Annotated in this window: 25 protein-coding genes; all 25 read right to left on the reverse strand. The window is 43.2% G+C overall.

Features of this window, described 5'->3' with window-relative positions:
- Positions 1–16: 16 nt before the first annotated feature.
- The 25 genes from ACJA3J_RS14340 to hrcA all read right to left on the reverse strand — a co-directional run bounded on the left by ACJA3J_RS14340 (position 17) and on the right by hrcA (position 23,893).
- Entirely contained in the window at positions 17–646 is a 630-nt protein-coding gene (locus ACJA3J_RS14340) for a helix-turn-helix transcriptional regulator (RefSeq protein WP_115822482.1), read from the reverse strand.
- Between the two features lie 82 nt (positions 647–728).
- Entirely contained in the window at positions 729–2,813 is a 2,085-nt protein-coding gene (gene glyS, locus ACJA3J_RS14345; protein ID WP_406944415.1) for a glycine--tRNA ligase subunit beta, read from the reverse strand.
- Positions 2,806–3,693 (reverse strand): glycine--tRNA ligase subunit alpha, encoded by an 888-nt coding sequence (gene glyQ / locus ACJA3J_RS14350; protein ID WP_406944416.1) that lies wholly within the window; start codon positions 3,691–3,693, stop codon positions 2,806–2,808. Before glyQ ends, glyS begins: the two co-directional genes overlap by 8 nt.
- Before the next feature lie 284 nt (positions 3,694–3,977).
- Positions 3,978–4,724 (reverse strand): DNA repair protein RecO, encoded by a 747-nt coding sequence (recO, locus tag ACJA3J_RS14355; RefSeq protein ID WP_406944417.1) that lies wholly within the window; start codon positions 4,722–4,724, stop codon positions 3,978–3,980.
- 18 nt (positions 4,725–4,742) lie between these two features.
- On the reverse strand, positions 4,743–4,937 hold the full coding sequence (locus ACJA3J_RS14360; RefSeq protein ID WP_309545149.1) for a YqzL family protein: 195 nt from the start codon (positions 4,935–4,937) through the stop codon (positions 4,743–4,745).
- 52 nt (positions 4,938–4,989) lie between these two features.
- Positions 4,990–5,895 (reverse strand): GTPase Era, encoded by a 906-nt coding sequence (gene era / locus ACJA3J_RS14365; protein ID WP_115893539.1) that lies wholly within the window; start codon positions 5,893–5,895, stop codon positions 4,990–4,992.
- Between the two features lie 78 nt (positions 5,896–5,973).
- A complete protein-coding gene (locus tag ACJA3J_RS14370; protein WP_406944418.1) occupies positions 5,974–6,351 on the reverse strand; it encodes a diacylglycerol kinase family protein in 378 nt (125 codons plus the stop codon).
- The gene (gene ybeY, locus ACJA3J_RS14375) at positions 6,326–6,796 is read right to left on the reverse strand and encodes an rRNA maturation RNase YbeY (RefSeq protein WP_406944419.1); all 471 of its coding nucleotides are present in this window, start codon (positions 6,794–6,796) and stop codon (positions 6,326–6,328) included. Before ybeY ends, ACJA3J_RS14370 begins: the two co-directional genes overlap by 26 nt.
- Before the next feature lies 1 nt (position 6,797).
- The gene (locus ACJA3J_RS14380) at positions 6,798–8,915 is read right to left on the reverse strand and encodes an HD family phosphohydrolase (protein ID WP_406944420.1); all 2,118 of its coding nucleotides are present in this window, start codon (positions 8,913–8,915) and stop codon (positions 6,798–6,800) included.
- Between the two features lie 64 nt (positions 8,916–8,979).
- The gene (locus ACJA3J_RS14385; protein WP_406944421.1) at positions 8,980–9,942 is read right to left on the reverse strand and encodes a PhoH family protein; all 963 of its coding nucleotides are present in this window, start codon (positions 9,940–9,942) and stop codon (positions 8,980–8,982) included.
- A gap of 2 nt (positions 9,943–9,944) precedes the next feature.
- On the reverse strand, positions 9,945–11,126 hold the full coding sequence (gene yqfD / locus ACJA3J_RS14390; RefSeq protein ID WP_406944422.1) for a sporulation protein YqfD: 1,182 nt from the start codon (positions 11,124–11,126) through the stop codon (positions 9,945–9,947).
- A gap of 16 nt (positions 11,127–11,142) precedes the next feature.
- Positions 11,143–11,424 (reverse strand): sporulation protein YqfC, encoded by a 282-nt coding sequence (gene yqfC, locus ACJA3J_RS14395; protein ID WP_089654300.1) that lies wholly within the window; start codon positions 11,422–11,424, stop codon positions 11,143–11,145.
- A 71-nt stretch (positions 11,425–11,495) separates the two neighbouring features.
- On the reverse strand, positions 11,496–11,981 hold the full coding sequence (locus tag ACJA3J_RS14400; RefSeq protein ID WP_089654301.1) for a hypothetical protein: 486 nt from the start codon (positions 11,979–11,981) through the stop codon (positions 11,496–11,498).
- Between the two features lie 28 nt (positions 11,982–12,009).
- A complete protein-coding gene (gene floA / locus ACJA3J_RS14405) occupies positions 12,010–12,978 on the reverse strand; it encodes a flotillin-like protein FloA (RefSeq protein ID WP_167356116.1) in 969 nt (322 codons plus the stop codon).
- A gap of 14 nt (positions 12,979–12,992) precedes the next feature.
- The gene (locus tag ACJA3J_RS14410; RefSeq protein WP_089654303.1) at positions 12,993–14,351 is read right to left on the reverse strand and encodes a nodulation protein NfeD; all 1,359 of its coding nucleotides are present in this window, start codon (positions 14,349–14,351) and stop codon (positions 12,993–12,995) included.
- Positions 14,352–14,511: 160 nt separating this feature from the next.
- The gene (locus ACJA3J_RS14415) at positions 14,512–14,958 is read right to left on the reverse strand and encodes a GatB/YqeY domain-containing protein (RefSeq protein ID WP_089654304.1); all 447 of its coding nucleotides are present in this window, start codon (positions 14,956–14,958) and stop codon (positions 14,512–14,514) included.
- A 20-nt stretch (positions 14,959–14,978) separates the two neighbouring features.
- Complete coding sequence (rpsU, locus tag ACJA3J_RS14420; protein ID WP_008638284.1) at positions 14,979–15,152, reverse strand: 30S ribosomal protein S21; 174 nt, start codon at positions 15,150–15,152, stop codon at positions 14,979–14,981.
- A gap of 94 nt (positions 15,153–15,246) precedes the next feature.
- Positions 15,247–15,816 carry a flavin reductase family protein gene (locus tag ACJA3J_RS14425; protein ID WP_406944423.1) on the reverse strand — a complete coding sequence of 190 codons (570 nt, stop codon included), beginning with the start codon at positions 15,814–15,816 and terminating at the stop codon, positions 15,247–15,249.
- Positions 15,817–16,475: 659 nt separating this feature from the next.
- Entirely contained in the window at positions 16,476–17,147 is a 672-nt protein-coding gene (deoC, locus tag ACJA3J_RS14430) for a deoxyribose-phosphate aldolase (RefSeq protein ID WP_089654308.1), read from the reverse strand.
- A gap of 89 nt (positions 17,148–17,236) precedes the next feature.
- Positions 17,237–17,986, reverse strand: a complete 750-nt coding sequence (locus tag ACJA3J_RS14435; protein WP_406944424.1) for a 16S rRNA (uracil(1498)-N(3))-methyltransferase — start codon at positions 17,984–17,986, stop codon at positions 17,237–17,239.
- Between the two features lie 4 nt (positions 17,987–17,990).
- Complete coding sequence (gene prmA / locus ACJA3J_RS14440; protein ID WP_115893532.1) at positions 17,991–18,929, reverse strand: 50S ribosomal protein L11 methyltransferase; 939 nt, start codon at positions 18,927–18,929, stop codon at positions 17,991–17,993.
- A 144-nt stretch (positions 18,930–19,073) separates the two neighbouring features.
- On the reverse strand, positions 19,074–20,204 hold the full coding sequence (dnaJ, locus tag ACJA3J_RS14445; protein WP_089654311.1) for a molecular chaperone DnaJ: 1,131 nt from the start codon (positions 20,202–20,204) through the stop codon (positions 19,074–19,076).
- Between the two features lie 143 nt (positions 20,205–20,347).
- The gene (dnaK, locus tag ACJA3J_RS14450) at positions 20,348–22,180 is read right to left on the reverse strand and encodes a molecular chaperone DnaK (protein ID WP_089654312.1); all 1,833 of its coding nucleotides are present in this window, start codon (positions 22,178–22,180) and stop codon (positions 20,348–20,350) included.
- A 42-nt stretch (positions 22,181–22,222) separates the two neighbouring features.
- The gene (grpE, locus tag ACJA3J_RS14455) at positions 22,223–22,753 is read right to left on the reverse strand and encodes a nucleotide exchange factor GrpE (RefSeq protein WP_089654313.1); all 531 of its coding nucleotides are present in this window, start codon (positions 22,751–22,753) and stop codon (positions 22,223–22,225) included.
- Positions 22,754–22,870: 117 nt separating this feature from the next.
- Complete coding sequence (gene hrcA, locus ACJA3J_RS14460; protein WP_115822497.1) at positions 22,871–23,893, reverse strand: heat-inducible transcriptional repressor HrcA; 1,023 nt, start codon at positions 23,891–23,893, stop codon at positions 22,871–22,873.
- Positions 23,894–24,027: the final 134 nt, after the last annotated feature.

Genomic DNA, 24,027 nt, shown 5'->3' on the forward strand with positions numbered 1-24,027 from the left:
TCCTCCCCCTCTAAAATTACAAGTGTTGGTCCCTGGCCAATTCCACGAGTGCTTTCGTAATATTCGTTTTCGTCAGTCTACCGACTACTTTCAACCCTTCCTCACTAGGTTGAACGACAGGTAGACCATCAATTTGTTTTTCAATCAACTTCTGGGCCGCATCCAGTAACAAATCTTCAGGTTCACAAACCGTAATATTCGGCATTCTTGTCATAATGATATGGACAGGAACGGATGTAAGATCCTGATTACCGATACTCGCTCTCAGCAGATCTTTCCTTGATAGGACCCCTGTTAAAATGGAATGTTGATCCGTTACGAAAAGCGTCCCAACGTCTTCTAAAAACATGGCACAGATGGCATCGTAAACAGATACATCTTCTTCCACAACTATCGGGCGGGATTGATATTCATCCACTTTGAACTTCTTCAGCTTCTCCGTAAAAAGCTCAGATCCTGTTTTCCCCGTAAAGAAGTAACCGACACGCGGGCGGGCGTCCAAGAAGCCCGCCATTGTCAAAATGGCTAAGTCTGGACGCAGCGTGGCCCGTGTCAAGTTCAGCTGATCCGCTATATTCTCACCCGTAATCGGCCCGTTATCTTTCACAATTTGAATAATTTGCTCTTGCCGGTTTGATAGTTCCAATCTTTCTTCACCCCGATCACTAACTGTGACATACTATTTTTTAATTATAGCTCATTTTTAATTATCGGTAAAAGAAAGCTGATTAGAACTGTTGTTTCCATTCAATGGCATTCAAGTCTGCGAACGCATAGACGTCTTCGGAAATCTGTTTCAATAGACCCAAGCGATTACGGCGTATGCTTGCATCTTCCGTCATAACCATCGTTGCATCAAAGAAAGTATGGATTGGACTTGCAAGCTTGGATAACTGATTCAGAGCCAGGTCCAGTTGATTCTCTTTTAATGCTTGTCGATAATCTTCATGTATGTGTTGATAAGCATCATACAATTGGCGTTCTTGTTCATTTTCAAACAATGAAGGATCGACATCCGCAGCATCTGCCTTCTTCGCTAAATTCAATACACGACCAAGTGCTTCATGCACAGATTTGAAAGAAGGATCTTGGCGTTTTTCTACTAAAAGAACCGCTTTTTCCTTCGTCGTGGGATAGACGCCGATGCCTCTTGCCAACACAGCTTCCACAACATCTGGAGCGACTCCTTCCTCTTTCATTAAATAAGCCGCACGCACTCGGAAGAATTCATGTAAGTCGTTATGAACTTCTTTTTCATCACGAGTCGGGAGATCCAGTTCATAATAGAATTGATGCACGAGAGCAATCAATTGCTCAACTGGAAGCGACCATCCATGTGCCGTTAAGGTTTGCAGAATACCTAAAGCCTGGCGTCTCAATCCGTAAGGGTCCTGTGAACCTGTCGGAATGATGCCGATAGAGATGCTACCTACGATTGTATCCAGTTTATCTGCAATACTGACAAGAGAACCGATGGTTGAAGAAGGTACGGATCCATTTGCTTGACGAGGCATGTAATGTTCATTGATGGCTACAGCTACCTCCTCATCTTCACCGAAAATTCGTGCATACTTTTCCCCCATCGTTCCTTGTAGTTCTGTAAATTCATCAACCATCTGGGTAACAAGGTCAAACTTACAAATTTCTGCTGCCCGTTTCGCTTTTTGCAGTTGAGTTTCTTCAAGGCCGATCCATTCCCCGAGTTTACCAGTAATGGCTACGATCCGTTGGACTTTATCCGCTAACGTACCAAGCTCTTCCTGGTAGACCATGCGAGAAAGCTTCTTCATCTTTTCATCAATGCTTCCCTTTTGATCTTCTTCATAAAAGAACTGAGCATCCTTAAGACGTGCCTTCAAAACCTTTTCGTTTCCTTTTGCTACCGTCTCAAGGTGCTTGTCATCCCCATTACGAACGCCGACGAAATGAGGCTTCAATTCTCCGTTCAGAGAACGTACCGGGAAATACCGCTGATGCTCCTTCATCGAAGTAACCAGTGCTTCTTCAGGAACTTCAAGGAATTCTTCCGAGAACGTGCCGCTGAAAACGGTCGGATATTCGACTAAATGCGTCACTTCGTTCAATAACTCTTCATCTATAATCAGCTTCCACTCATTTTCCCTTTCAAGCTTCTTCAGCTGATCTACAATCTCCGCTTTTCTTTCCTCTACCGAAGCCATGACATACTGTTCGTTCAACGTTGGTTCATAAGCATCAGCTTCAGCAACTGTCGTTTTGGATCCTAAGAAACGATGGCCGTATGTCGTATTTCCTGTTTCAACCCCTTCGATTGTAAAAGGAATGACTTCTTCTCCGAAAAGACCGATCATCCAACGGATTGGACGTGCATAACGCAGGTCGCGATTTCCCCATCGCATGTTTTTAGGGAAGGTAAGCGATAAGAAAACATCACGGAAGTTTTGAAGAAGTTTAGTGGTTTGTTCTCCTTCAATGAACTTATTGACGTGAACATATTCCGTGCCTTTGATTTCTTTGAAATAGATATCATCTACATCTTTCCCTTGACCTTTAGAAAACCCGATGGCCGCTTTCGTCCAGTTTCCTTCTTCATCAAGAGCGATTTTCTTCGCAGGTCCTTTTGCTTCCTCTTCAATATCCGGCTGCTTTTCTTCAACATTTGTAATTTTAACAGCCAATCTTCTTGGAGTAGCAAAGCCTGTGATGTCTCCGTAAGGAATCCGGTTATCCTTGAACCATTGAGCTGTTTTTTCTTGCAGCTGATCTAAAGCATCATTGATAAAACGAGCGGGAAGCTCTTCCACACCTAGTTCAAATAATACGGTATTACTCATGATGACCCTCCTCCTTCTTCAACATCGGGAAGCCAAGACGCTCCCTTTCTTCTACATAGGTCTTAGCGATTTTCCGAGCCAGGTTTCTTACACGGGAAATATAACCGGTTCTTTCCGTTACGCTAATGACTCCTTTGGCATCAAGCATATTAAACGTATGGGAGCATTTCAGAACATAATCATAAGCCGGGAAGACAAGTCCTTGTTCCATGATTCGCTGTGCTTCCTTTTCATAAGTTGAGAAAAGATCGAATAACATGTCCTCATCAGAAGCTTCGAACGTATAAACCGAATGTTCATATTCCGGCTGCGTGAAAATATCACCTACCGTTACTCCGTTGGTCCATTCTAATTCAAAAACATTTTCTTTATCCTGAATGTAAGAGGCCAGTCGTTCCAGACCGTACGTAATTTCAGCAGAGACAGGCTTAGCTTCAAGACCGCCGATTTGCTGGAAATACGTAAATTGAGTGATTTCCATGCCATCCAGCCACACTTCCCAACCAAGACCTGCGGCACCTAAGGTTGGGTTTTCCCAATTATCTTCTACGAACCGAATGTCATGTTTCTTCGGGTCAATTCCAAGGGCTTCCAGTGACTCTAAGTACAATTCCTGGATGTTATCAGGAGAAGGTTTCATAATGACCTGAAACTGATGGTGTTGATATAAACGGTTCGGATTTTGGCCATAGCGTCCATCAGCAGGACGGCGGGACGGCTCTACATAGGCCACGTTCCACGGCTCAGGTCCAAGGCTCCGTAAAAGCGTCATAGGAGACATCGTTCCTGCCCCTTTCTCGGTATCGTAGGCCTGCATAAGCAAACACCCTTGCTTTGACCAATGATTCTGTAATGTTAAGATCATGTCTTGAATATTCATACGTTCCCTCCTAGAAAATGACTTACTCAAAAGAAAAAGACCCCGTTCCTACGTCTGCATCCAGACATAGGGACGGGGTCTCCGCGGTTCCACCCTAATTGCTTCCCAAAAAAGGAAGCCACTTTCATCATCGCTCCAGAACGCCTTCACCAGCTTGTTTCCGCTTGTCTCTCACCGTCACAAGCTCGCTATTGGAAACAGAAAAACCGGTTACTACTCTCCTTCACAGCAACACGTTATTTAGTAATAGAATCATACTCTAATTCCAGCAAAATTGTCAAACCTCAGTCTGAAAACAAATCCAACTGCTTTAAAAATTTCTTTGATTTAATGAAATATCCACCATATCGATCATAGTATTCATCCATAATGTGACGCAACAATTTTTTATTCTCTTCTTTCATCGTAATCTGACCAAGTCGCTTCACATCCATATGTAAGAACACTTTCAACAATTTTGGTAAAGGATCCGGCAAACCGTAGGCTTGTGGGTCCCGCTGTTTACAACGAAAGCACAACAGACCGCCCTCTGTCATTGAAAATGCAAAAGGACCTTCCTGACTGCCACACTGGATGCAGTGATCGACGACCGGGGCGAACCCCGCTTTTTTGTACATTTTCAATTCATACATCAACGTCAGGATGTTTGGATCCTTTCCTTCATTCATCCATTGGAACGTTTGAAGCAACTGTTCATAAAGAAAAGGATCCGGCTGTTTTTCTTCAATGAGCTTATCGGTTAATTCTGCGATGTAAGACGCATAAGCCGTTTTTACAATATCCTCGCGAATTGACCTTAGGGAAGATAACATTTCCCCTTGACTCATTGATCCTAAGCCGGACCCTGTTTGAATTAAAAATGTGCCGTGGATGAATGGTTGGGTGATTGAGGACATCCGGCTCTTTGGTTTCTTAGCACCACGAGCCATTACGCCGATTTTTCCTTTTTCTCGTGTCATCATCGTGACGATTTTATGTGTTTCACCGTAATTATTCGTCCGGATGACGAGTCCTTCCACCTTGTCCATCAAATGGCTCACCTGCTCTGTTTACGAATGGAATTCATCCGTAGATATTGGTTCAGTAGGGGAAGCGAGCTGTTCTTGAGACTGCTGATCTTGAGACTCCAATTCTTTCATCAATAAATAAGTTTCCACACTACCTGTTTGACTGAAAACGTTCCATGAAAGCTTGTCGCGCACAAGAAACACCGCCTTTCTTATCATCGCTAAACGAGTGTACATTACTAGAATGCTTCCCCTTACTGAAAACATAAGGCTTAATTTTTTCCAACCCTTAATATTCGTCTTCTCGGTAGCCGAAATCACTGAGTTGGATTTGTTTGTTTCTCCAGTCTTTTTGCACTTTGACCCAAAGTTCCAAATACACTTTGCTTCCTAACAGGGACTCGATGTCTCTTCTAGCTCTCTTACCGATCTCTTTTAACATACTGCCTTGCTTACCGATAATGATGCCTTTTTGAGATTTTCGTTCCACGATGATGGCGGCTTGAATTTGTACTTTGTCATGTTCATTTCGAGGCTCGATCGCTTCAATGACAACAGCAATGGAATGAGGGATTTCCTCACGAGTCAAATGTAAAACTTTTTCCCTGATAAATTCGCTGATGACAAAGCGTTCCGGATGATCCGTGATTTGGTCTTCTGGATAAAATTGCGGACCTTCAGGTAAATGTTTTTTTAGAACGTCCAGTAAATGATTGACGTTATTGCCTTCAAGGGCTGAGATTGGAATGATTTCTTCAAAATCAAGCTTCTCTTTGTACTGATCAATTAAAGGCAGTAAGTCATCAGGGTGTACCCTGTCAATCTTATTGATGATTAAAAATACAGGCTGGTCAACACGTTGCAGACGGTCCAAAATGAATTGGTCCCCTCTCCCGTATCCTTCCTCTGCATTGATCATAAAAAGGACGGCATCCACTTCGTTCAATGTGTTCTCTGCAACGTTCACCATATAGTCTCCAAGCTTGTGCTTTGGTTTATGGATTCCAGGAGTATCGATAAAAATGATTTGCGATTCTTTATCTGTCATGACTCCCTGGATTTTGTTTCTGGTTGTTTGGGGTTTATCACTCATGATGGCGATTTTTTCACCGATCACACGATTCATGAACGTCGATTTGCCTACATTCGGACGACCAACGATCGTAACAAAACCCGATTTGAAATTCTCTGTCATAAATGTTCCTCCAATAAATGTTCACGCATTCGTTCTGCTCCATTTTACTATATCATCTTCTCAGGTACATTCCTATTCTCATATCATGAAAAGCTTGGGGAGGAAAATGATAATTCCTATGATGACCGCTCCAATACTTGCTATAAGGACAGCCCCGGCCGTAATATCTTTAATGGAACCGATGATAGGATGGTGTTCAGGATGGTAAAAATCAAGCAGCCTTTCCATAGCTGTATTGACCATTTCAAGGCTTAGGACCATGCCCACCGTGAGGAGGATAGTGATCCATTCCCACTTAGACAAACCGAATACGAAGGCCGCGATGATGACTAAAAGAGCTACCGACAGATGAATGCGAAAATTCCGCTCTGACTCATACACTTCTTTTATCCCATTCCAAGCGAAACGGAAACCGATCCCTGTTTTCTTTTTACGATCTTTGAAGTCCGAACTCATGTAAAATTTCCTCTTGTCTGCCGAACATTTTCTTCTCATCTTCTTCATTCATGTGATCATAACCTAGCAAATGTAAGAAGCCATGTAACGCCAAGAAGCCGAATTCACGTTCAAGAGAATGGTTATAGTCCTCGGCTTGTTCTTTCGCCTTATCGACAGAAATGATAATATCTCCAAGCATGAGCGGCATGTTCTCATCCAACACATTCATTTCGTCTTCACCCAGTTCCTGCATGGCAAAAGAGATCACATCTGTCGGTTCATCTTTTTGACGGTAATTGCGGTTGATTTCCTGTATTTCTTTGTTATCCACAAAGCTAACAGAGACTTCCGTATCCCCTGTAACTCCTTCTTTTTCTCCTGCAAAACGGATAATACGTTGAATCATATCAACAAATGCTTCATCTACTGAATTGGTTTCGTCTTGAAAATCAATAGTAATCATATTATTTTGCCTCCTTGACTAATGGTTTGGTTTCCGGGTATTCGATTCTTGAATGAAAGATGCCCTGCAACGTTTCACATATGGCTGTTTCCATTGTCTTCAACTCATTAAACGTCAAATTGCTGTCATCCAGCTGACCATCAAGCATGCGGTCTTCCACAATGGATTTCACGATTTTTCTGATTCTTTCTTCTGTCGGATGATTCAAAGACCTTACAGCTGCCTCCACAGAATCGCAAATACAAACGATTGCTGCTTCCTTACTTTGAGGTTTCGGACCTGGATACCTATAATCATCTTCTTTGGTATCTTCGTTTATTTCCTTGGCCTGATAATAAAAATACTTCAAAAGTGTCGTTCCATGGTGTTGTTTAGCGATATCAATGATCTCGTCTGGAAACTTACTCTTCTTCAGCATCCTCGCGCCTTCATAAGGATGGTTGATGATGATCTCAGCGCTTTGTTCAGGGTCCAGAAAATCATGCGGATTTCTCATCCCCATTTGATTCTCAATAAAATAATGGGGATGGACGGTTTTTCCGAGGTCATGGTAATAGGATGCCACACGTGCAAGAAGACCATGAGCTCCAATTGATTCACACGCCGATTCGCTTAAATTGGCTACCATGACACTGTGATGATACGTACCTGGAGCTTCCACGAGTATTTTACGTAAAAGCGGGTGGTTGGGACTGGCAAGTGTTAGCAATTTCTGATCAGAAAGGACTCCGAAACCGGTCTCTATGAAAGGAAGAAAGCCGAGCGTCAGAACTGCCGAGAGAAAGGCGCCGCTGACTCCATACCCACTATACAGAAACACTTCCGTCCATGAATATTTTTCAAAAGAAATGAATAGAAAGAAAAGGATCGCACATATATTGGTAAAGGCAACACCTGCACTTGCACGAACAATGGACAACCTATCTTTACTTTGGGTAAGGAAAAAGATGCCTGCCAGCTGAGATAGCAGCAAATACATTCCTGCGGTTGCATGAAGAGCTCCAGCTAACTGTCCGTTGAACAACAAGCAAGCCATTAAAGAATAGACCACCGCCAGCACGATCGCAAAACGCTCAGAACAGAGGATTTTAACAATCATGACACCTGTGACAGCGGGTACAAGATAGTACACAGGTTGGTCCATTGATCCGAACATACTGAACACTTTCATGAGTACAATAATCCATATGGATACAAACGCGGATATGAAGATATGACGAACAGTCCAGTTGTCCTTTTTAACCGCCCTCCTGTATTCTGCATACATAATAGCACCTAAGAGGATTGCAAACATGGCTAATCCAATGGATGGAAGTAAATTGCGCTGTTGATCGAGCAGGCCGGTCAACAGAAGATCATCATAGATATCCCCTGTTATCGTAGATCCCTCTGCAACGATCACTTCTCCTGCTCTAATCATGACTGGCTCGACAGTAGCAGCCGCCTTTTTAATGGCTGTATCTGTTTTTTCAGGATCGAACAAGGAGTTCTCAACAAGAGCAAAAGTCCCTATATCCGAAATGACTCGCTTCAAATGTGATGGTGTTTCTGAATATTGTACTTTCAGCTGAATCCTTCGTTCTAAACCTTCAACTTCAGATCCTTGCACCCCTTCTTTAAAATAGTTATGTAAAAGGGTCTCAAGCAGCTGCTGGCTCTCATTCAAGGACGGTTGATCCATCCTCAGCAAAGGTAGAAAAACTTCTGTAGGAAGACCTTCAGAAAGTTCATCCGTCAGAAGCGATTCAATCATGGTTATTTGTTCTTCTTTAGTCAGGTTTTCCCCTTGGGTTTTGGTCTCTTCCACAACATCATAAATTTCACTTACCATCCTAAGACGTTCTTCTGTAATATCTTCAGAAATCGTATATTGATCCTCAACGGACTGAGTAACTTCTCTCAGTTGCTGCTCTGTCTTATGTTTGTTTTCTATGGTGATGGGGGAACGGATGGTTTCGGGTGCGGTGCTGTATTTCTCAAGCTTATACGTTTCCGTGTGGACATTTGGAATGGCAAGCGCAAAAAAGAAAACAGCAACAACGAATGCGGGTAATGCAAGCAACAGCTTTGACTTGTGCATGTTAAGTTTTTGAAGCTGTTGAAGGAATCGCGCCTTCAAATCACCCCACCCCTTCCCAATTTATTCCATGTAAAGACAATAAATAAGACCCAGTCGCTGGGTCTTATTTATTTTCCCCTTCATATGCATCGATAATCCGCTGCACAAGTGGGTGCCTGACAACGTCGGATTGATCCAAATGAACGAAGGCAGACCCTTTTACTTTACCTAACCGCTCCTCGGCGACTCGCAAACCGGACTTCACGCCTTTTGGAAGATCCACTTGCGTGATATCTCCCGTTATAATCATTTTTGAACCGAATCCTAATCGAGTCAGAAACATCTTCATTTGTTCAGGTGTCGTATTTTGAGCTTCATCCAAAATAGCGAATGCATCATCCAGCGTCCGCCCTCTCATATAAGCTAGTGGAGCAATCTCAATCGTTCCTCTATCTATCAAGCGCGCTGTATGTTCTGCGCCAAACACATCGTGCAAAGAGTCATAAAGCGGCCTTAAATAAGGATCGACTTTCTCTTTTAGATCCCCTGGAAGAAAACCTAAACTTTCTCCGGCTTCCACTGCGGGACGAGTCAGGATGATCCTCTTCACATCTCCATTTTTCAAAGCATTGACGGCCATAATCACAGCAAGGTATGTCTTTCCTGTACCAGCAGGGCCAATACCAAAGACAAGATCATTCTTCTTGATCGCTGCGATATAATTCCTCTGACCAAGGGTTTTGACCCTGATTGATTTCCCTTTTGAATTTTTCGTGATTTCATCTTCGAACAATGCTTCGAATTGATTTATTTTCCCTTTTTTAGCGAGTTCTACAGCATAAACGATATCTCGTTCCGTAACAGTCAAACCTTTACGAATGATTGCAAGAACGCTGTTGAGTATTTCTTCAACAAGCTGAACATGTTCCGCTTGACCGGATACTCTGACTTGTTCCCCGCGTGAAATGATCGTGACTTTCAGCTGTTCCTCAATTTGCTTGAGGTTACGGTCTTCTGTACCAAAAAGGGCTAATGCTTCTGTTGTATTATCTAATTGAATGTCCATTGTTTTTAAATCTTCTGGCATACTCAATCTCCTTGACTTACATACTTGGTCACTGCAATATTTTCATAAACTTTGTACATTAGGATTAATTTTACTTTACCATTCTCCTCACTGAGGTGCAAAACTTTTTCATCCTTAATTTCCGCATCTGGATCGAGTTCTTGCTGAAGGTTGCTCCTTGCTGATGAAATCCCAATCTCTTCGATATCTTTCTTGGATGATTCATACGCTTTTCGGTCAATCGAATAGTAGTCGATCGTCTTCATGTTCACAGGAATGTGGAACCCAAAAATACTCCAGTTTGATGAATGTGATTCTTCCCTGAAGTCTCCTTCCTCTCCTCGCCAAAACCCCCAAATAGGAAGAGCAAACTTCCCAATCTTCAAGTGATATTCACTTTCAACAGAACCATCTGTCAAGGAAAGCACTTGTTTCATAGGAAGGCTTTGAGCGACACGGTACCATGTTTCTGCAATTACTTCTCCTTCAGAATGTATAAATAGATCCTCTTCTTCCACCAACTGACCCGTGGCAAGGATTTGTCCTTTTTGTACAACGTCATAAACCGACACCATTGGACGACCCTTTTTTATAAATGTTTCAATAATCATCCCTTTTTTGGCTGCTACAAGGTTTGATGGACGAGTGTTCATTTCTGTATCGTATCTTGTTTTCTCCACCCCATACAAATGATAGCTCGTCCCTTGTTTTTTTACACCAATCCATAAAAGGTCCGGGATATCTTCCAATAACTGCTGTTGTATTTCAATAGGATCCTTCATCCCTATCGTTAGTTTTCCAGGAGAGACCCCATAACTATTCAATTTACTTTCAACATCTGCTTCAAGTTCCGGCGATAGTCCGTCCACCTTGATGGACCACAACGTATTCGCGAGAACAAAAATGATTACAACCGCTGCAATGAAAGCGAGAAGAACCGACAGCCTCCCTATCATATGCTGAATAATAAATGGAAGCCCTTTTCCACCTTTGATGGATATTTTACAACGGTACTTCTTCCTTAATTGCCTAAAGATTTTCCAATCCTTTAACCGAATCGTTAAAATGACGAGAGAAGCATCCAATCTTCTCATATTTGTGATTTGACAGCCACGTTTCGTACATGCTTGCAAAAAAGGTTCGATTAACGGTCCCTCTACTTGTACCTTCATGATTCCCTGAAAGAAATCATGCTGGTTCTTCATCGTCTCACCCCCCTTTTTATTCCGGCAAAAATTCTACGGATTTGAGTTCACCTTCCAGTAATAACTCTTCCTTCAGCATCATTTTCACACCCAGGTCTTTCCCCAAAATGCGAACCTGACCTTTTTTGTATTGAATTCGAACTTCTTCATCAGAAAAATGAAGGAGGCCTGTATGATTTTCTATGTACACATGAATGGACCCAATTGTTGTTATTCTAGGAAGATCCAACATGACATCAGATGGTAAATCAAAGTAACGACTGATCCAAGTCCGTAATTGCTGCTGCCATTTTGACATGCGACGCCCTCCCCTCTTTTCATTTATACGAAAAACGCACGAATTGTATCACTACAATTCGTGCGTTCTGCTTATCTTTTTCGCGGGTGGGAGCTGTGAGGCTTGCGAGCACGGGGTGAACCGAGAACTTCAGCCATTAAAATCCCCTCAGCTAACCGCTTTTTATCCCACTTTCTTGTTTTTTCTATAATTGGACCATTTTGATTTAACTGCGCAGAAGGTGTAGTTTGTTTTTTCCTCACCTGATCAGGGAATGTATAGATTTCCCCTTCTTGAGGATCTTCATTTCGAGCCGTTTCCGCTTCGGCCAGTTTTTTCTGTTTGGTCTCATAGTAATCCCGCAACCTATCTTCCCCTAATGTAGTCTTCGTTTCCTTTTCCTGAAGATCTGGAGAAGGACCACTAGGGTAGGCAGGAGGAACTGGAGATGTTTTCTTTTCAGGCTTTTGTTTATTCTCATTTTCTTTTGTCATCCCGCTAAACCAGCTGATAATCCCGCCAATAATAGCAGCAAGAATAAGGAAATTACTGAAAATGAGCTCAATCAGATCTCCCATACAAATTCTCCTTTAAGGTACTCAAGGATTATTTTTCTTCTTCCTCTTCATCGGACATTTTACCAAGCGTGTTTCTCATATCCGTATCCGCATTGATGTTCTGATAGTTCATGTAATCCATGACGCCCATCTTACCGGATCGCAAAGCTTCGGCAAGCGCTTGAGGCACTTGAGCTTCGGCTTCCACCACTTTCGCCTGCATTTCTTGTACGCGCGCACGCATCTCTTGCTCTTGAGCAATCGCCATGGCACGGCGTTCTTCCGCTTTCGCCTGTGCAATATTCTTATCTGCTTCCGCTTGGTCTGTTTGCAGGATGGCTCCGATGTTCTTCCCGATATCAATATCCGCAATATCAATGGAGAGAATTTCAAAGGCGGTTCCAGCATCTAAGCCTTTCCCTAATACATTTTGCGAAATCCTATCTGGATTTTCCAATACTTTGTTATGATTTTCGCTTGACCCAATAGTGGATACAATACCTTCACCAACACGAGCAATGACTGTATCTTCACCGGCACCACCGACAAGTCGGTCAATATTTGCTCTTACCGTAATACGCGCCTTTGCTTTCACCTCAATACCGTCCATCGCCACACCTGCGATGAATGGCGTTTCAATAACTTTTGGATTAACACTCATTTGAACGGCTTCCAAAACATCACGACCAGCGAGATCAATGGCTGCACAACGCTCGAAGCTGAGTTCAATATTTGCTCTTTGTGCTGCAATTAGAGCGTTTACTACGCGATCAACATTACCACCTGCTAGGTAGTGGCTCTCTAGTTGGTTTGTATTCACATTCACCCCAGCTTTATGGGCCTTGATCAACGGATTGATCACACGTGAAGGAATAACCCTTCTTAATCGCATACCTACTAATGTGAAAATACTAATTTTCACCCCTGCAGCTAGAGCACTGATCCATAGCATGACAGGAATAAATGTAAACAACACCGCTACTACGATAATAATGATACCAATGATGATGATTGGCATTAATTGTTCAAGTGTCACTTTGTTTCCTCCTCTTTTTCTGCTTTTTTAACCTCACGCACAACAATACGTGAGCCTTCTGTTTTGATAATTTTTACTGCTTGATGAACAGAAATGAAACCACCTTCAGATACAACATCCAACCGTTCACCATCAAAATCAGCTGTACCAGAAGGGCGGAGTGGTGTAATCGCCTCCCCTTCCATACCGATTAAATCCAAACGGTTTTGTGAAGATACATATCCTTTTTCAGATGAAGTGGAATCATTCAAAATGATATGACGAAAGAAGCCTCTTTCCAAACCAACAAATTTGAATAGTACAATGGATACAACAATTGTCACCAATAAAGCAATTCCTATACTCATGGCCATATGCCCCATATCCGCTGATGAAAGCATTAATGAGGATACTATCGCTACGACCCCAGCTATTCCTGCAATGCCTCCTGGTAAAAAGAATTCAGCTATCACTAACCCGATCCCAAGGACGAGCAGAATAATCGCCTCATATCCGGCCAGGCCAGCAACAATGTGACCATAAAAAAACAGCACAAGCGAGAGCGCTCCCATTGTTCCTGGTATGCCAAAGCCTGGTGAATACAATTCAACAACGAGACCAATACTTGCAACGGATAATAAGATTGGAATAACAACGGGATCTGTCAGGAATCTGGCAATATTCTCAGAAAGAGTAGGGTTCTCCTCTATGACGGTTGCATCAGACAAACCAAGGACGCTGAGAAGCTCATTACGGTCGTCAACGATTCCTTCCGCATAGCCTACCTCTTCTGCATCTGTTGCTCCCAATGTCAAAAATTCTCCCTCAGGAGCTCCATAATCCTTTAAATCGACGGAGGAATCGGCCATAGCCCGTGCATATATAGGGTCACGTCCTGTAGATTCAGCAGCTGCTACCATGGATGAAATCCAGGCCGATTGAGCCTTCTTATCAGCAGCCGTTCCATCAGAATTAATGACCCCGGATGCGCCCATGGTCGCCGTCTGCTTCATGTAAATCGCATCTGCGTTTAAAGCAATATATGAACCAGCCGAATAAGCCCTGTTTGTTACAAACGCACTATTCGGAACATCTAAATCTTGAAAGATTTCTCCTATATCACCCGCCGCATCCACGCGACCTCCCGGCGTATCGATTTCAAATATAATATGATCCACGCCATTTTCACGAGCTTCTTCTGTCGTTCGGTTAAGGAATGCAGCCATCCCACGCTCCACCGTATCTTTTACGGGAATGACATAAACTGTCTGACCTTCCCCGTCTGCTTGCACCGTTGATTGAAGATGGAAGAATGATAAAACGCTTCCTAAAATAAGGAGTATCCCCCAAACACCTAAACGTAAAGACCGCTTCATTCATTTTCACCTCCTTTACAGGTAGCCTTCCCACCATATAATACGTTTACGAAACAAAACCATGGTTGGTTTCAAAAAAGTTTAGTACTTTCATAAACGGATCGAAGAGATGTTTAGCGTATGTAAAAAGGCCTCCCTTAACAAAGAGAGGCCTTTATATTTACGATAGTTGCTGAAGAACGAGCTTATTGACCTTGGTTCCGTCGGCCTTGCCCTTGACTTTAGGCATGACGGCACTCATGACTTTACCCATGTCACTCTTAGAAGTAGCGCCTACTTCCTGAATCGTCTCATCAACGACTTGCTTGAGTTCTTCATCTGTCAGCTGTTTCGGCATATATACTTGTAAAATCTCAATTTCACGTTCGAGTCCTTCTACAAGATCTTCACGTCCAGCTTCTTTGAATTCATGGAGGGAATCATTTCTCTGCTTTACCTCACGAGATAAAACAGTCAATTCTTCTTCTTCAGATAATGAGTCTTTTCCCAGTTTTATGGCTTCATTCTGCATAGAAGCTCTCACCATGCGGATCGTCGATAATCTTTCCTTATCGCGGGCTTTCATGGCTGTTTTCATATCCTGGGTGAGACGGTCTGTAATTGTCATCTCTTCAACACCCTCTTTAATTACTTACGCTTTCTAGCCGCCTCAGACTTTTTCTTACGGCGTACGCTAGGCTTATCGTAATATTCACGCTTACGATATTCCGCTAATGTACCACTTTTTGATACATCACGCTTAAAGCGACGAAGAGCATCTTCAAGAGACTCGTTTTTACGAACGCGAGTTGTTTTTGACATGCTAATTTCCCTCCCTCCGAAGCAAACAAAACTGTTTCTCTTGTATGGGAACCCCCCATACCTTTGACAATTATATTATATGCATGTCATATGGTCAACTTTTTTTGAAAGATAATGGGGCGTTAACTTCTCTGATCTCTACCTCTTTATCCAGCCCCATATAACTTGAACGCCCGAGGTAGAGCGGAATGTTCAAGTTTTCAAAGTTCGGCAACCCATTTTCAAGAAATTTTTCTTCCTTGTAGTGACAGCCCTCTATGTCACCGATCACCCAATCATGGTCCCCTGTAGGAACGATTTGATGGACTTGGCACTCATAGGCGAGATAGGCACGTTCAAGCAAAGGAAATCCATTCCGTTCCATTCTCCAAGGCTGATCGTACATTTGGTTTTTATCAACATCCCTTCCTGAAACAGTCCCGCTGTATTGGATGAATCCCGCCTCCTCAAAAGGGAGGAAGTTGATCGTAAATTGGGTCGATTGTTTTACCATCTCATATGTATGCCTTTCTCTTCCTATAGCTACGCCGTACATGGGTGGGGACATAGATAAGTATGCGTGCCAGCCGGCAGCCATAAAGTTGACCTTCCCTTCGTGAAAAACCCCCACAACGGCTACCATCCCAGGGTAACTGTGCATTTTAACATGATCTTTCCTATTCATCTCATCCCTCCTCCCCTATACATTCTTTCAAATAACCTCGAAAGTCAAACCCCACTACTCTCTCCTCCATTATAGCTCCCGTTTGTGGAAGACTCAGTTTCGAGTTGTTTGTTGTGTGGATAGGGGCTGCGGGGAATGGCTCGCTTTCCGCGGGAGCGCGGTGAGCCTCCTCGGACTGCGTCCTGTGGGGTCTCACCATGCACTTTTGTCCCGCAGGAGTCTCGCCATTCCCCTCCGCCCCTTTGCCATATAAGTATCTCGAAACCACATCCGGAATAAGCTGCTTTTATGCATATGGTAGTTGCATGCGAAAAGCTTGTTATAGTGCGCTTTATGCTTATAACACCAGAATAATGGAAGGCAACTTCCCATAGTAAAGGGGTTCGTTTCTCATCTTCATGGAATGGGGTGGTTGGGAAGCTGCGAGACTCCCGTGGGAGAAGGAGATAGGCGAGATCCCGCAGGACGCAGTCCGAGGAAGCTCGGCGCTCCCCCACAGGAAAGCGAGTAGCTTCCCATCCACCCCTGACTCTGAATACGGCAAACGAATCCCTGTTATCTCGAAACTGAGTCTTCAAGAATCCTGCCATATTCTTTAATAAAGGTGTGAGCTCATAAAAAGAAGCCATCCCCTTTTCGAGATGGCTTCTTTCGGATGATTAATAATCAGAAGTTCCTTGTTCGCCATTTACGATGGCGATTCCGGAGCTTGCACCGATGCGAGTCGCACCAGCTTCGATCATTGCTTTTGCACCTTCGTAGTCACGGACTCCGCCGGATGCTTTCACTCCCATTTCCGGGCCGACTGTTTTACGCATCAAGCTGATATCCTCAACCGTAGCTCCTCCACCAGAGAAACCAGTCGATGTTTTGACAAAGTCTGCTCCTGCAGCTTTTGCAAGTTCACATGCTGCTACTTTCTCATCCTCTGTAAGAAGGGAAGTCTCAATGATTACTTTTACAATAGCTTTTCCTTCCGCTTCACGAACGACTGCTTCAATATCTTGTTGGACAAGTTGTTTGTTCCCTGATTTTAACTCACCGATGTTAATTACCATATCAACTTCAGTTGCGCCTTTTTCAATAGCTTGCTTTGTTTCAAAAGCTTTTGTTTCTTTCGTTGTCGCTCCTAGTGGAAAACCAATGACTGTACAAACCTTCACATCTGTTCCTTCTAGTAACTCGGCGCAGTAAGATACCCAGTGAGGGTTGACACATACAGAGGCAAAGTTTTGTTCTTTTGCTTCCTTGCAAATTTGGGTGATTTTATCTTTCTGTGTGTCGGGTTTAAGCTGTGTATGATCAATCATTTTAGCTAGATTTTGTTCCATTTGTAGATCGTCCTTTCAAGTTTAAGTTGTCCGTACATCTATTACATCTTAGCATGAAAGCGATTAAAATGCGAGCTAATCTCTCTTATTCAAACTTCTTCCAACTTATAAGAAAGACTGGAAAGGAAATAAAGAGGGGCTGTTTCCATTCGTAAAATTCGCGGACCTAACCGAATCGAGTTGAACCCTTCGTGTAATAGTTTTTCCACTTCACTTTCAGAAAATCCACCTTCAGGTCCGAAAACCACTAAAACCGACTCCTCCCGCTTTAATGATCCGAAAACCTCACTCAACGAACGAGACTTTTCTTGTCTCGCCTCTTTCGCATATCCGAATAAACAGTGGTCATATTGCTCTTTTAATTCCAAAAGTTGATGAATAGTATGAACAGACTGAACCTCAGGGATAATGGTTCGTTCAGACTGCTCACTCGCTTCTTTGGATATTTTCTGCAATCTCTCGACCTTCTTGACTGCTTTTTTCTGATCCCATTTGGCAACGGAACGATCGGCTTGGTATGGAATAAAAGCAGAAGCACCAAGTTCTGTTCCTTTTTGGACAATTTGCTCCAGTTTATCCCCTTTTCCAAGACTCGCTACGATCGTCACGTGGACAGGAAGTTCCCGGTCTTCCTCCATCCAGGTGACAACAATACAATGGACAACGTCCTCAGCCACTTTTGTGATTTCGCATAAAGCGGGGCCTTTTTCTGGATGGATGGCTACAAGGTTGTCCCCTTCCCCCATTCGCATCACTCTTACAATATGATGGGTATCTTCCCCATTCACATAAAGGGCGTCATCGTTCCAACATTCTTGATCAACAAAATAACGTTGCATGCAATCACTCCGGTTTTTTCGCGATGATGCTTACCCAGTCTTCCATCTTGTTCGTCTCAACAATTTCAAAACCTGATTGAATCAATTGTTCTCGAACCATTTCCTTTCGCCCAGAAATAATTCCGCAAGTAATGAAATATCCTCCAGGCTTGACGACACGATAGGCATCATCTGTGAATTTGACAATAATCTCTGCCAGAATATTTGACACAATTAAATCTGCTTCCCAGTCTACTCCTTCAAGAAGGTCATTGAGTTTAGATGTGACTTTATCTTCCACACCATTTAAAGCAGCATTGTTCTTTGTACTTGAAACAGCTACATCATCTAAATCATAGGCATACGCATGTTCGGCACCCAAAAGAACAGAGGCTACACTTAGTATTCCAGATCCCGCTCCAACATCCAGTACCTTATCTCCTTTTTCTAAATACTGCTCCAAAGCCTGTATGCTAAGAACTGTTGTCGGGTGTGTACCTGTTCCAAAAGCCATTCCAGGGTCCATTTCAATAATGATTTCATCACTGGATACCGGCGTGTAGTCTTCCCAGGTCGGGATGATCGTGATCTTTTCTGAGATCTTGACTGGTTTATAATATTTTTTCCACGCGGTTGCCCAATCTTCTTCATGAATTTCACTGATCGTCACATTATTGTGCCCAATATCAATGCCGAATTCTGTTAGATTTGATACAGTTTTTTTAATTCCATCAACGGTTTCACCAAGAAAACTATTCATAGGCAGGTAGGCTTTAACATACACGCCTTCAGCCGGATAATCATCTGGATTCAATTCGTAAATTTCTCCAAGCTTCGTTTTCTTTCTTTTCATATCTGATGGGTCTTCGATGACGACGCCACTCGCTCCTGACTCATGCAGAATATTTGATACCGGTTCAATTGCTTCTGTTGTCGTATGGATACATACTTCAGACCATTTCATTGATGATCCACCCTCTTCATTATTTTTTCTAAGTACCTATGGATAGTCAACCAGACTCTCAAGATAAAAAGTGCCTGCACGAAAGAACGGGAAATTCCATGAACTACCCATCAACCAATCGTACAGACACCTTCCTTTTAACCTTTAGCTGTCTCCCTTAAATGCACGCTTCATACGTTCGAAAAAGTTCCCGTGCTGCTCATCTGTGGCTTCATTACCACTAATATCATTAAATTCACGAAGCAATTCTTTCTGTCTTTCCGTCAAATTCTTAGGGGTTATGACTTTCATCTTAACATGCTGGTCCCCTTGCCCACGGCCATGGACGTTCGGTGCCCCTTTCTCTTTCAAACGGAATGTCTTTCCTGTTTGTGTTCCTGCAGGCACTTTCAACTTCACATTCCCGTGTACGGTAGGGACTTCAATTTCATCCCCAAGTGCTGCCTGTGCAAAGGTAAGAGGAATTTCACAGAAAATGTGATCGCCCTCACGTTGGAAGAATTCATGTGGCTGAACGCGGATGACTACGAATAAGTCGCCAGCCGGACCTCCGTTGACACCTTCTTCCCCTTTACCTTGGACACGAATTTGTTGGCCGTCATCAATACCTGCTGGGATATCCAGGTGAATTTTCTTGCGCTTTGTCACACGGCCATCGCCGCCACAGGTGTTACATTTGTCTTTGATGAATTTACCTGTTCCTTGGCAGTGATGACAAACACGACGGTTGACGACGCGACCGAACGGTGTGTTCTGTTCTTGATTGACTTGTCCTGAACCTTGACAGTGGGAGCAAGTTTCAGGTGATGTTCCTGGTTTAGCGCCGGAACCATCACAAGTATCACACTCTTCTTCCATTGGAATTTCGATATCGGTAGACTTACCAAAAATGGACTCTTCGAACTGAAGGGTCATTGTATATTGCAAATCCGCACCTTTACGTGGAGCGTTCGGATCACGGCGTCGTCCTCCACCACCGAAGAACATATCGAAAATATCGCCGAAGCCGCCGAAGTCTTCAGCGCCTCCACCGAAGCCTCCAAAGCCGCCCTGGTTAGGACCGGCATGACCAAATTGATCATATTGGGCACGTTTTTGCTGGTCGCTTAACGTTTCATAAGCTTCTTTCGCTTCTTTGAACTTTTCAGAAGCATTGTCTTCCTCACTGACGTCAGGGTGATACTTACGCGCCAGTTTTCGGTAGGCTTTCTTTATTTCATCTTTTGAAGCATCCTTGGACACGCCAAGGACTTCATAATAATCACGTTTACTCACTTGTCGATCACTCTCCCGGACGCTATTACATAAGGTTTATATTAACATTGAAAATCTAGGCAGGCAAACGTCACCTCTTTGCCTTTTCATGAAAAAAGTCAAAGTCAAGAAGAACCTGACTTTGACTTTTTTTCTACCTTTTCTTACTTCTTGTCCTCATCGTCGTTCACTTCTTCATAGTCTGCATCAACGACATCATCTTCAGCACCGCCGCCTTCTTGGCCTTGAGCAGCTTCAGCTTGTGCTTGTGCCTGCTCATAAAGCTTCACAGAAAGAGCTTGCACTTGTTCTTGAAGTGCTTCTTTCTTCTCTTTGATTGCTTCTAGATCTTCGCCTTCAAGGGCTGTCTGAAGTTCTTCTTTCGCAGATTCAGCTTTTTGTTTTTCTTCTTCACTTACTTGTTCGCCAAGATCTTTGATGGTCTTGTCTGTCGTGAAGATTAGCTGGTCCGCTTCGTTACGAAGTTCAATCGCTTCACGTTTCTTCTTGTCTTCTTCAGCGTTTTCTTCCGCCTGACGAACCATTTCTTCGACTTCTTCATCAGAAAGGCCGGAAGAAGACTTGATTGTGATGGATTGTTCTTTGTTTGTACCCATGTCTTTAGCACGTACGTTAACGATTCCGTTAGCATCAATGTCGAAGCTTACTTCGATTTGAGGCACACCGCGTGGTGCTGGTGGGATATCTGTCAACTGGAAACGACCAAGTGTCTTGTTATCTTGGGCCATTTCACGCTCACCCTGCAAGACGTGAATATCAACAGCTGTCTGGTTGTCAGCAGCAGTTGAGAACACTTGAGAGTGGCTCGTCGGAATTGTTGTGTTACGTTCGATCAATTTCGTCGTAACGCCGCCCATTGTTTCGATTCCAAGGGAAAGTGGAGTGACGTCAAGAAGTACAACGTCCTTCACATCGCCTTGAAGTACGCCACCTTGGATGGATGCACCAAGCGCGACAACTTCATCAGGGTTTACACCTTTAGAAGGTTCTTTGCCGATTTCTTTCTTAATGGCTTCTTGTACAGCTGGGATACGAGTAGACCCACCTACAAGAATAACTTTGTGGATGTCACTTGCACTCATGTCTGCATCTTTAAGAGCTTGACGTGTCGGTTTCATAGAACGTTCAACAAGGTCAGATGCAAGCTCTTCGAATTTCGCACGAGTCAAGTTCATCTCAAGGTGAAGCGGTCCTGCTTCCCCTGCTGTGATGAATGGAAGAGAAATTTGTGTCTGCGCAACGCCAGAAAGGTCTTTTTTCGCTTTTTCAGCGGCGTCTTTAAGGCGCTGTTTTGCCATTTTATCCTGGGACAAATCAATGCCGTTTTCTTTTTTGAATTCAGCTACCATGTGATCAATAATGACTTGGTCGAAATCATCTCCACCTAGACGGTTGTCCCCGGCTGTAGAAATAACTTCAAACGTTCCATCTCCAATTTCAAGAATAGATACGTCAAATGTACCGCCACCAAGGTCATAAACAAGAATTGTTTGATCTTGGTCTTCTTTATCAATGCCGTAAGCAAGTGCAGCTGCTGTCGGCTCATTGATGATACGCTCTACTTCAAGACCAGCGATTTTACCAGCGTCTTTTGTAGCCTGACGCTCAGCGTCGTTAAAGTAAGCTGGTACCGTGATAATTGCTTTATCTACTGTTTCTCCAAGATAATCTTCTGCATAGCTCTTGATATACTGAAGAATGATGGCAGAAACTTCTTGAGGTGTATATTCTTTACCTTCAACTTCTACCTTGTAGTCTGTTCCCATATGACGTTTGATGGAAAGAATCGTGTTCGGGTTTGTAATCGCCTGTCGTTTAGCGACCTCCCCTACTTGACGTTCACCATTCTTAAATGCAACAGCAGATGGGGTTGTACGGTTCCCTTCAGGGTTGGGAATTACTTTCGCTTCTCCACCCTCCATTACTGCTACACAAGAGTTTGTTGTACCTAAGTCAATACCAATGATTTTACCCATGGTTAAATGTCCTCCTTTACGTACTCGTTCATAAGATAATTTTTACTGGTTCACTTTTACCATTGACGGGCGGATAACCCGATCTTTCAGGCGGTATCCTTTTTGCAACTCTTCTACGACAATATTACTTTCATAATTTTCGTCTTCGACTTGCATAATCGCCTGATGCATATGAGGATCGAATTCTTCCCCTTTAGCAGGAATTTCTTCGACGCCTTCTTTTTCCAGAGCTGCTTTAAATTGGTCATAAACCATTTTCATTCCATCTGCGAAGTTTTTGGCAGCATCGCCATCCACTTCCACCTGGAGAGCTCTTTCAAAGTTATCCAAAGCCGGGATCAATTCCTCTACAAGGCTCTGGGATCTATATTTCCTATCCGCCTCTTTCTCTTTTTGAGTACGACGGCGGAAATTATCATAATCCGCTTGCAAACGAAGCAGTCGATTATTGATTTCTTCTTTTTCCTGACGAAGCTGTTCTAATTCATCTGTCTCTTCTACTACCGTTTGTTCAGATTCCTCATTTTGAGCTTCATCTTTTTCATCAATGATTTCTTGTTTGTTCTCTTCCATGACTTCCACCTCCTACTTTCCATTACACCGTTACTGACTATAACATGAATCCTTATCCTGAAAAAGCATGACACAAAATGAAGCGACGGGCCGGCTGACCCTCTTCTGTTTTCCGTCCTAATACCAGGCACGGAAAGTATCGGTCATATGCTTTGATAAGACGTTCATCAATGAAAACATTCGGTTATACTCCATGCGAGTCGGACCTAAGAGGGCAATTGTACCCACTTGATCATTCCCGAGCTGATAACTTGCCGTAATCAGACTGCAGTTTTGCATAGCATCAAAAGGGTTTTCTTGTCCTATTCGGACTTGAATTCCTTCCTTACCGGTCCGCAGCAAGTCAGCCATCTCACTTTCCCGTTCGATGGTGGCATATAAAGACCTGACTTTATCAAGGTCCCTGAATTCAGGTTGCATGAGAATGTTTGTCTTTCCACCAATGTACAGTTTCGTCGGATGTTCATCCACAAGAGCTGCACGCAAATACTGGAAAGCTTCTTCGTGATGATCTGTATGTGTTTTTAATAGATCATTGATTTCAGAATAGAGTTTCTCGTGCAATTTTACTAACGGGACTCCTTGGAGCCGGCTGTTTAAAATGTTCACCATCTTTTCCAGATCTGCACCCTTGATCTCAACAGGAACATTGAAAGCGCGATGCTCCACATGACCGGTATCCGTAACTAAAATGGCAATAGCAGACTGATCAGACAATGGAACGATCTGCAGTTGTTTTAGTTTTGTTTCGAATACTTCAGGTCCAAGGACAATGGATGTGTAGTTCGTCAAATCGGAGAGAATACCTGCTGACTTCTGAACCACACGTTCAAACTCCATCATTTTATCATCGAATGCTTCCCGAATTGTCACAATCTCTTGACTGGAAAGGCGCAATGGAGAAAGAAGATGGTCGACATAGAAGCGATACCCTTTTTCAGAGGGGACCCTTCCGGAAGATGAATGAGTTTTTTCAATAAAACCCAGTTCCTCTAAATCAGCCATTTCATTCCTTATCGTTGCTGAACTGAATGTTACAGCATCTTTTTTGGCTATTGACCGTGACCCTATAGGTTGTGCGGTCAGAATGAAATCATCAATAATGACTTGCAAAATGAGCAATTGTCTATCTGTTAACATCGATGATCACCCCTGTTAGCACTCGTTTGGAGTGAGTGCTAAATCTAATAATAAATTATCAAAAGGGTTGAGGGATGTCAACGGATAAAGCTCTTTTTTTTAGTCGTTCCTCCCTGTCCTTCTTCTCTTTTAGA

It is taken from the genome of Halobacillus sp. SY10 (assembly GCF_045401165.1).
GTDB lineage: Bacteria > Bacillota > Bacilli > Bacillales > Halobacillaceae > Halobacillus > Halobacillus aidingensis.

What these genes read in the sequence shown, in the direction of transcription:
- glyS (WP_406944415.1), bottom strand. Translation starts at nt 2,813, where the DNA reads ATGAGTAATACCGTATTATTTGAACTAGGTGTGGAAGAGCTTCCCGCT.
- glyQ (WP_406944416.1), bottom strand. Translation starts at nt 3,693, where the DNA reads ATGAATATTCAAGACATGATCTTAACATTACAGAATCATTGGTCAAAG.
- ACJA3J_RS14360 (WP_309545149.1), bottom strand. Translation starts at nt 4,937, where the DNA reads ATGTACACTCGTTTAGCGATGATAAGAAAGGCGGTGTTTCTTGTGCGC.
- era (WP_115893539.1), bottom strand. Translation starts at nt 5,895, where the DNA reads ATGACAGAGAATTTCAAATCGGGTTTTGTTACGATCGTTGGTCGTCCG.
- ACJA3J_RS14370 (WP_406944418.1), bottom strand. Translation starts at nt 6,351, where the DNA reads ATGAGTTCGGACTTCAAAGATCGTAAAAAGAAAACAGGGATCGGTTTC.
- ybeY (WP_406944419.1), bottom strand. Translation starts at nt 6,796, where the DNA reads ATGATTACTATTGATTTTCAAGACGAAACCAATTCAGTAGATGAAGCA.
- ACJA3J_RS14385 (WP_406944421.1), bottom strand. Translation starts at nt 9,942, where the DNA reads ATGCCAGAAGATTTAAAAACAATGGACATTCAATTAGATAATACAACA.
- yqfD (WP_406944422.1), bottom strand. Translation starts at nt 11,126, where the DNA reads ATGAAGAACCAGCATGATTTCTTTCAGGGAATCATGAAGGTACAAGTA.
- yqfC (WP_089654300.1), bottom strand. Translation starts at nt 11,424, where the DNA reads ATGTCAAAATGGCAGCAGCAATTACGGACTTGGATCAGTCGTTACTTT.
- ACJA3J_RS14400 (WP_089654301.1), bottom strand. Translation starts at nt 11,981, where the DNA reads ATGGGAGATCTGATTGAGCTCATTTTCAGTAATTTCCTTATTCTTGCT.
- floA (WP_167356116.1), bottom strand. Translation starts at nt 12,978, where the DNA reads ATGCCAATCATCATCATTGGTATCATTATTATCGTAGTAGCGGTGTTG.
- ACJA3J_RS14410 (WP_089654303.1), bottom strand. Translation starts at nt 14,351, where the DNA reads ATGAAGCGGTCTTTACGTTTAGGTGTTTGGGGGATACTCCTTATTTTA.
- ACJA3J_RS14415 (WP_089654304.1), bottom strand. Translation starts at nt 14,958, where the DNA reads ATGACAATTACAGACCGTCTCACCCAGGATATGAAAACAGCCATGAAA.
- rpsU (WP_008638284.1), bottom strand. Translation starts at nt 15,152, where the DNA reads ATGTCAAAAACAACTCGCGTTCGTAAAAACGAGTCTCTTGAAGATGCT.
- ACJA3J_RS14425 (WP_406944423.1), bottom strand. Translation starts at nt 15,816, where the DNA reads ATGAATAGGAAAGATCATGTTAAAATGCACAGTTACCCTGGGATGGTA.
- deoC (WP_089654308.1), bottom strand. Translation starts at nt 17,147, where the DNA reads ATGGAACAAAATCTAGCTAAAATGATTGATCATACACAGCTTAAACCC.
- ACJA3J_RS14435 (WP_406944424.1), bottom strand. Translation starts at nt 17,986, where the DNA reads ATGCAACGTTATTTTGTTGATCAAGAATGTTGGAACGATGACGCCCTT.
- prmA (WP_115893532.1), bottom strand. Translation starts at nt 18,929, where the DNA reads ATGAAATGGTCTGAAGTATGTATCCATACGACAACAGAAGCAATTGAA.
- dnaK (WP_089654312.1), bottom strand. Translation starts at nt 22,180, where the DNA reads ATGGGTAAAATCATTGGTATTGACTTAGGTACAACAAACTCTTGTGTA.
- grpE (WP_089654313.1), bottom strand. Translation starts at nt 22,753, where the DNA reads ATGGAAGAGAACAAACAAGAAATCATTGATGAAAAAGATGAAGCTCAA.
- hrcA (WP_115822497.1), bottom strand. Translation starts at nt 23,893, where the DNA reads ATGTTAACAGATAGACAATTGCTCATTTTGCAAGTCATTATTGATGAT.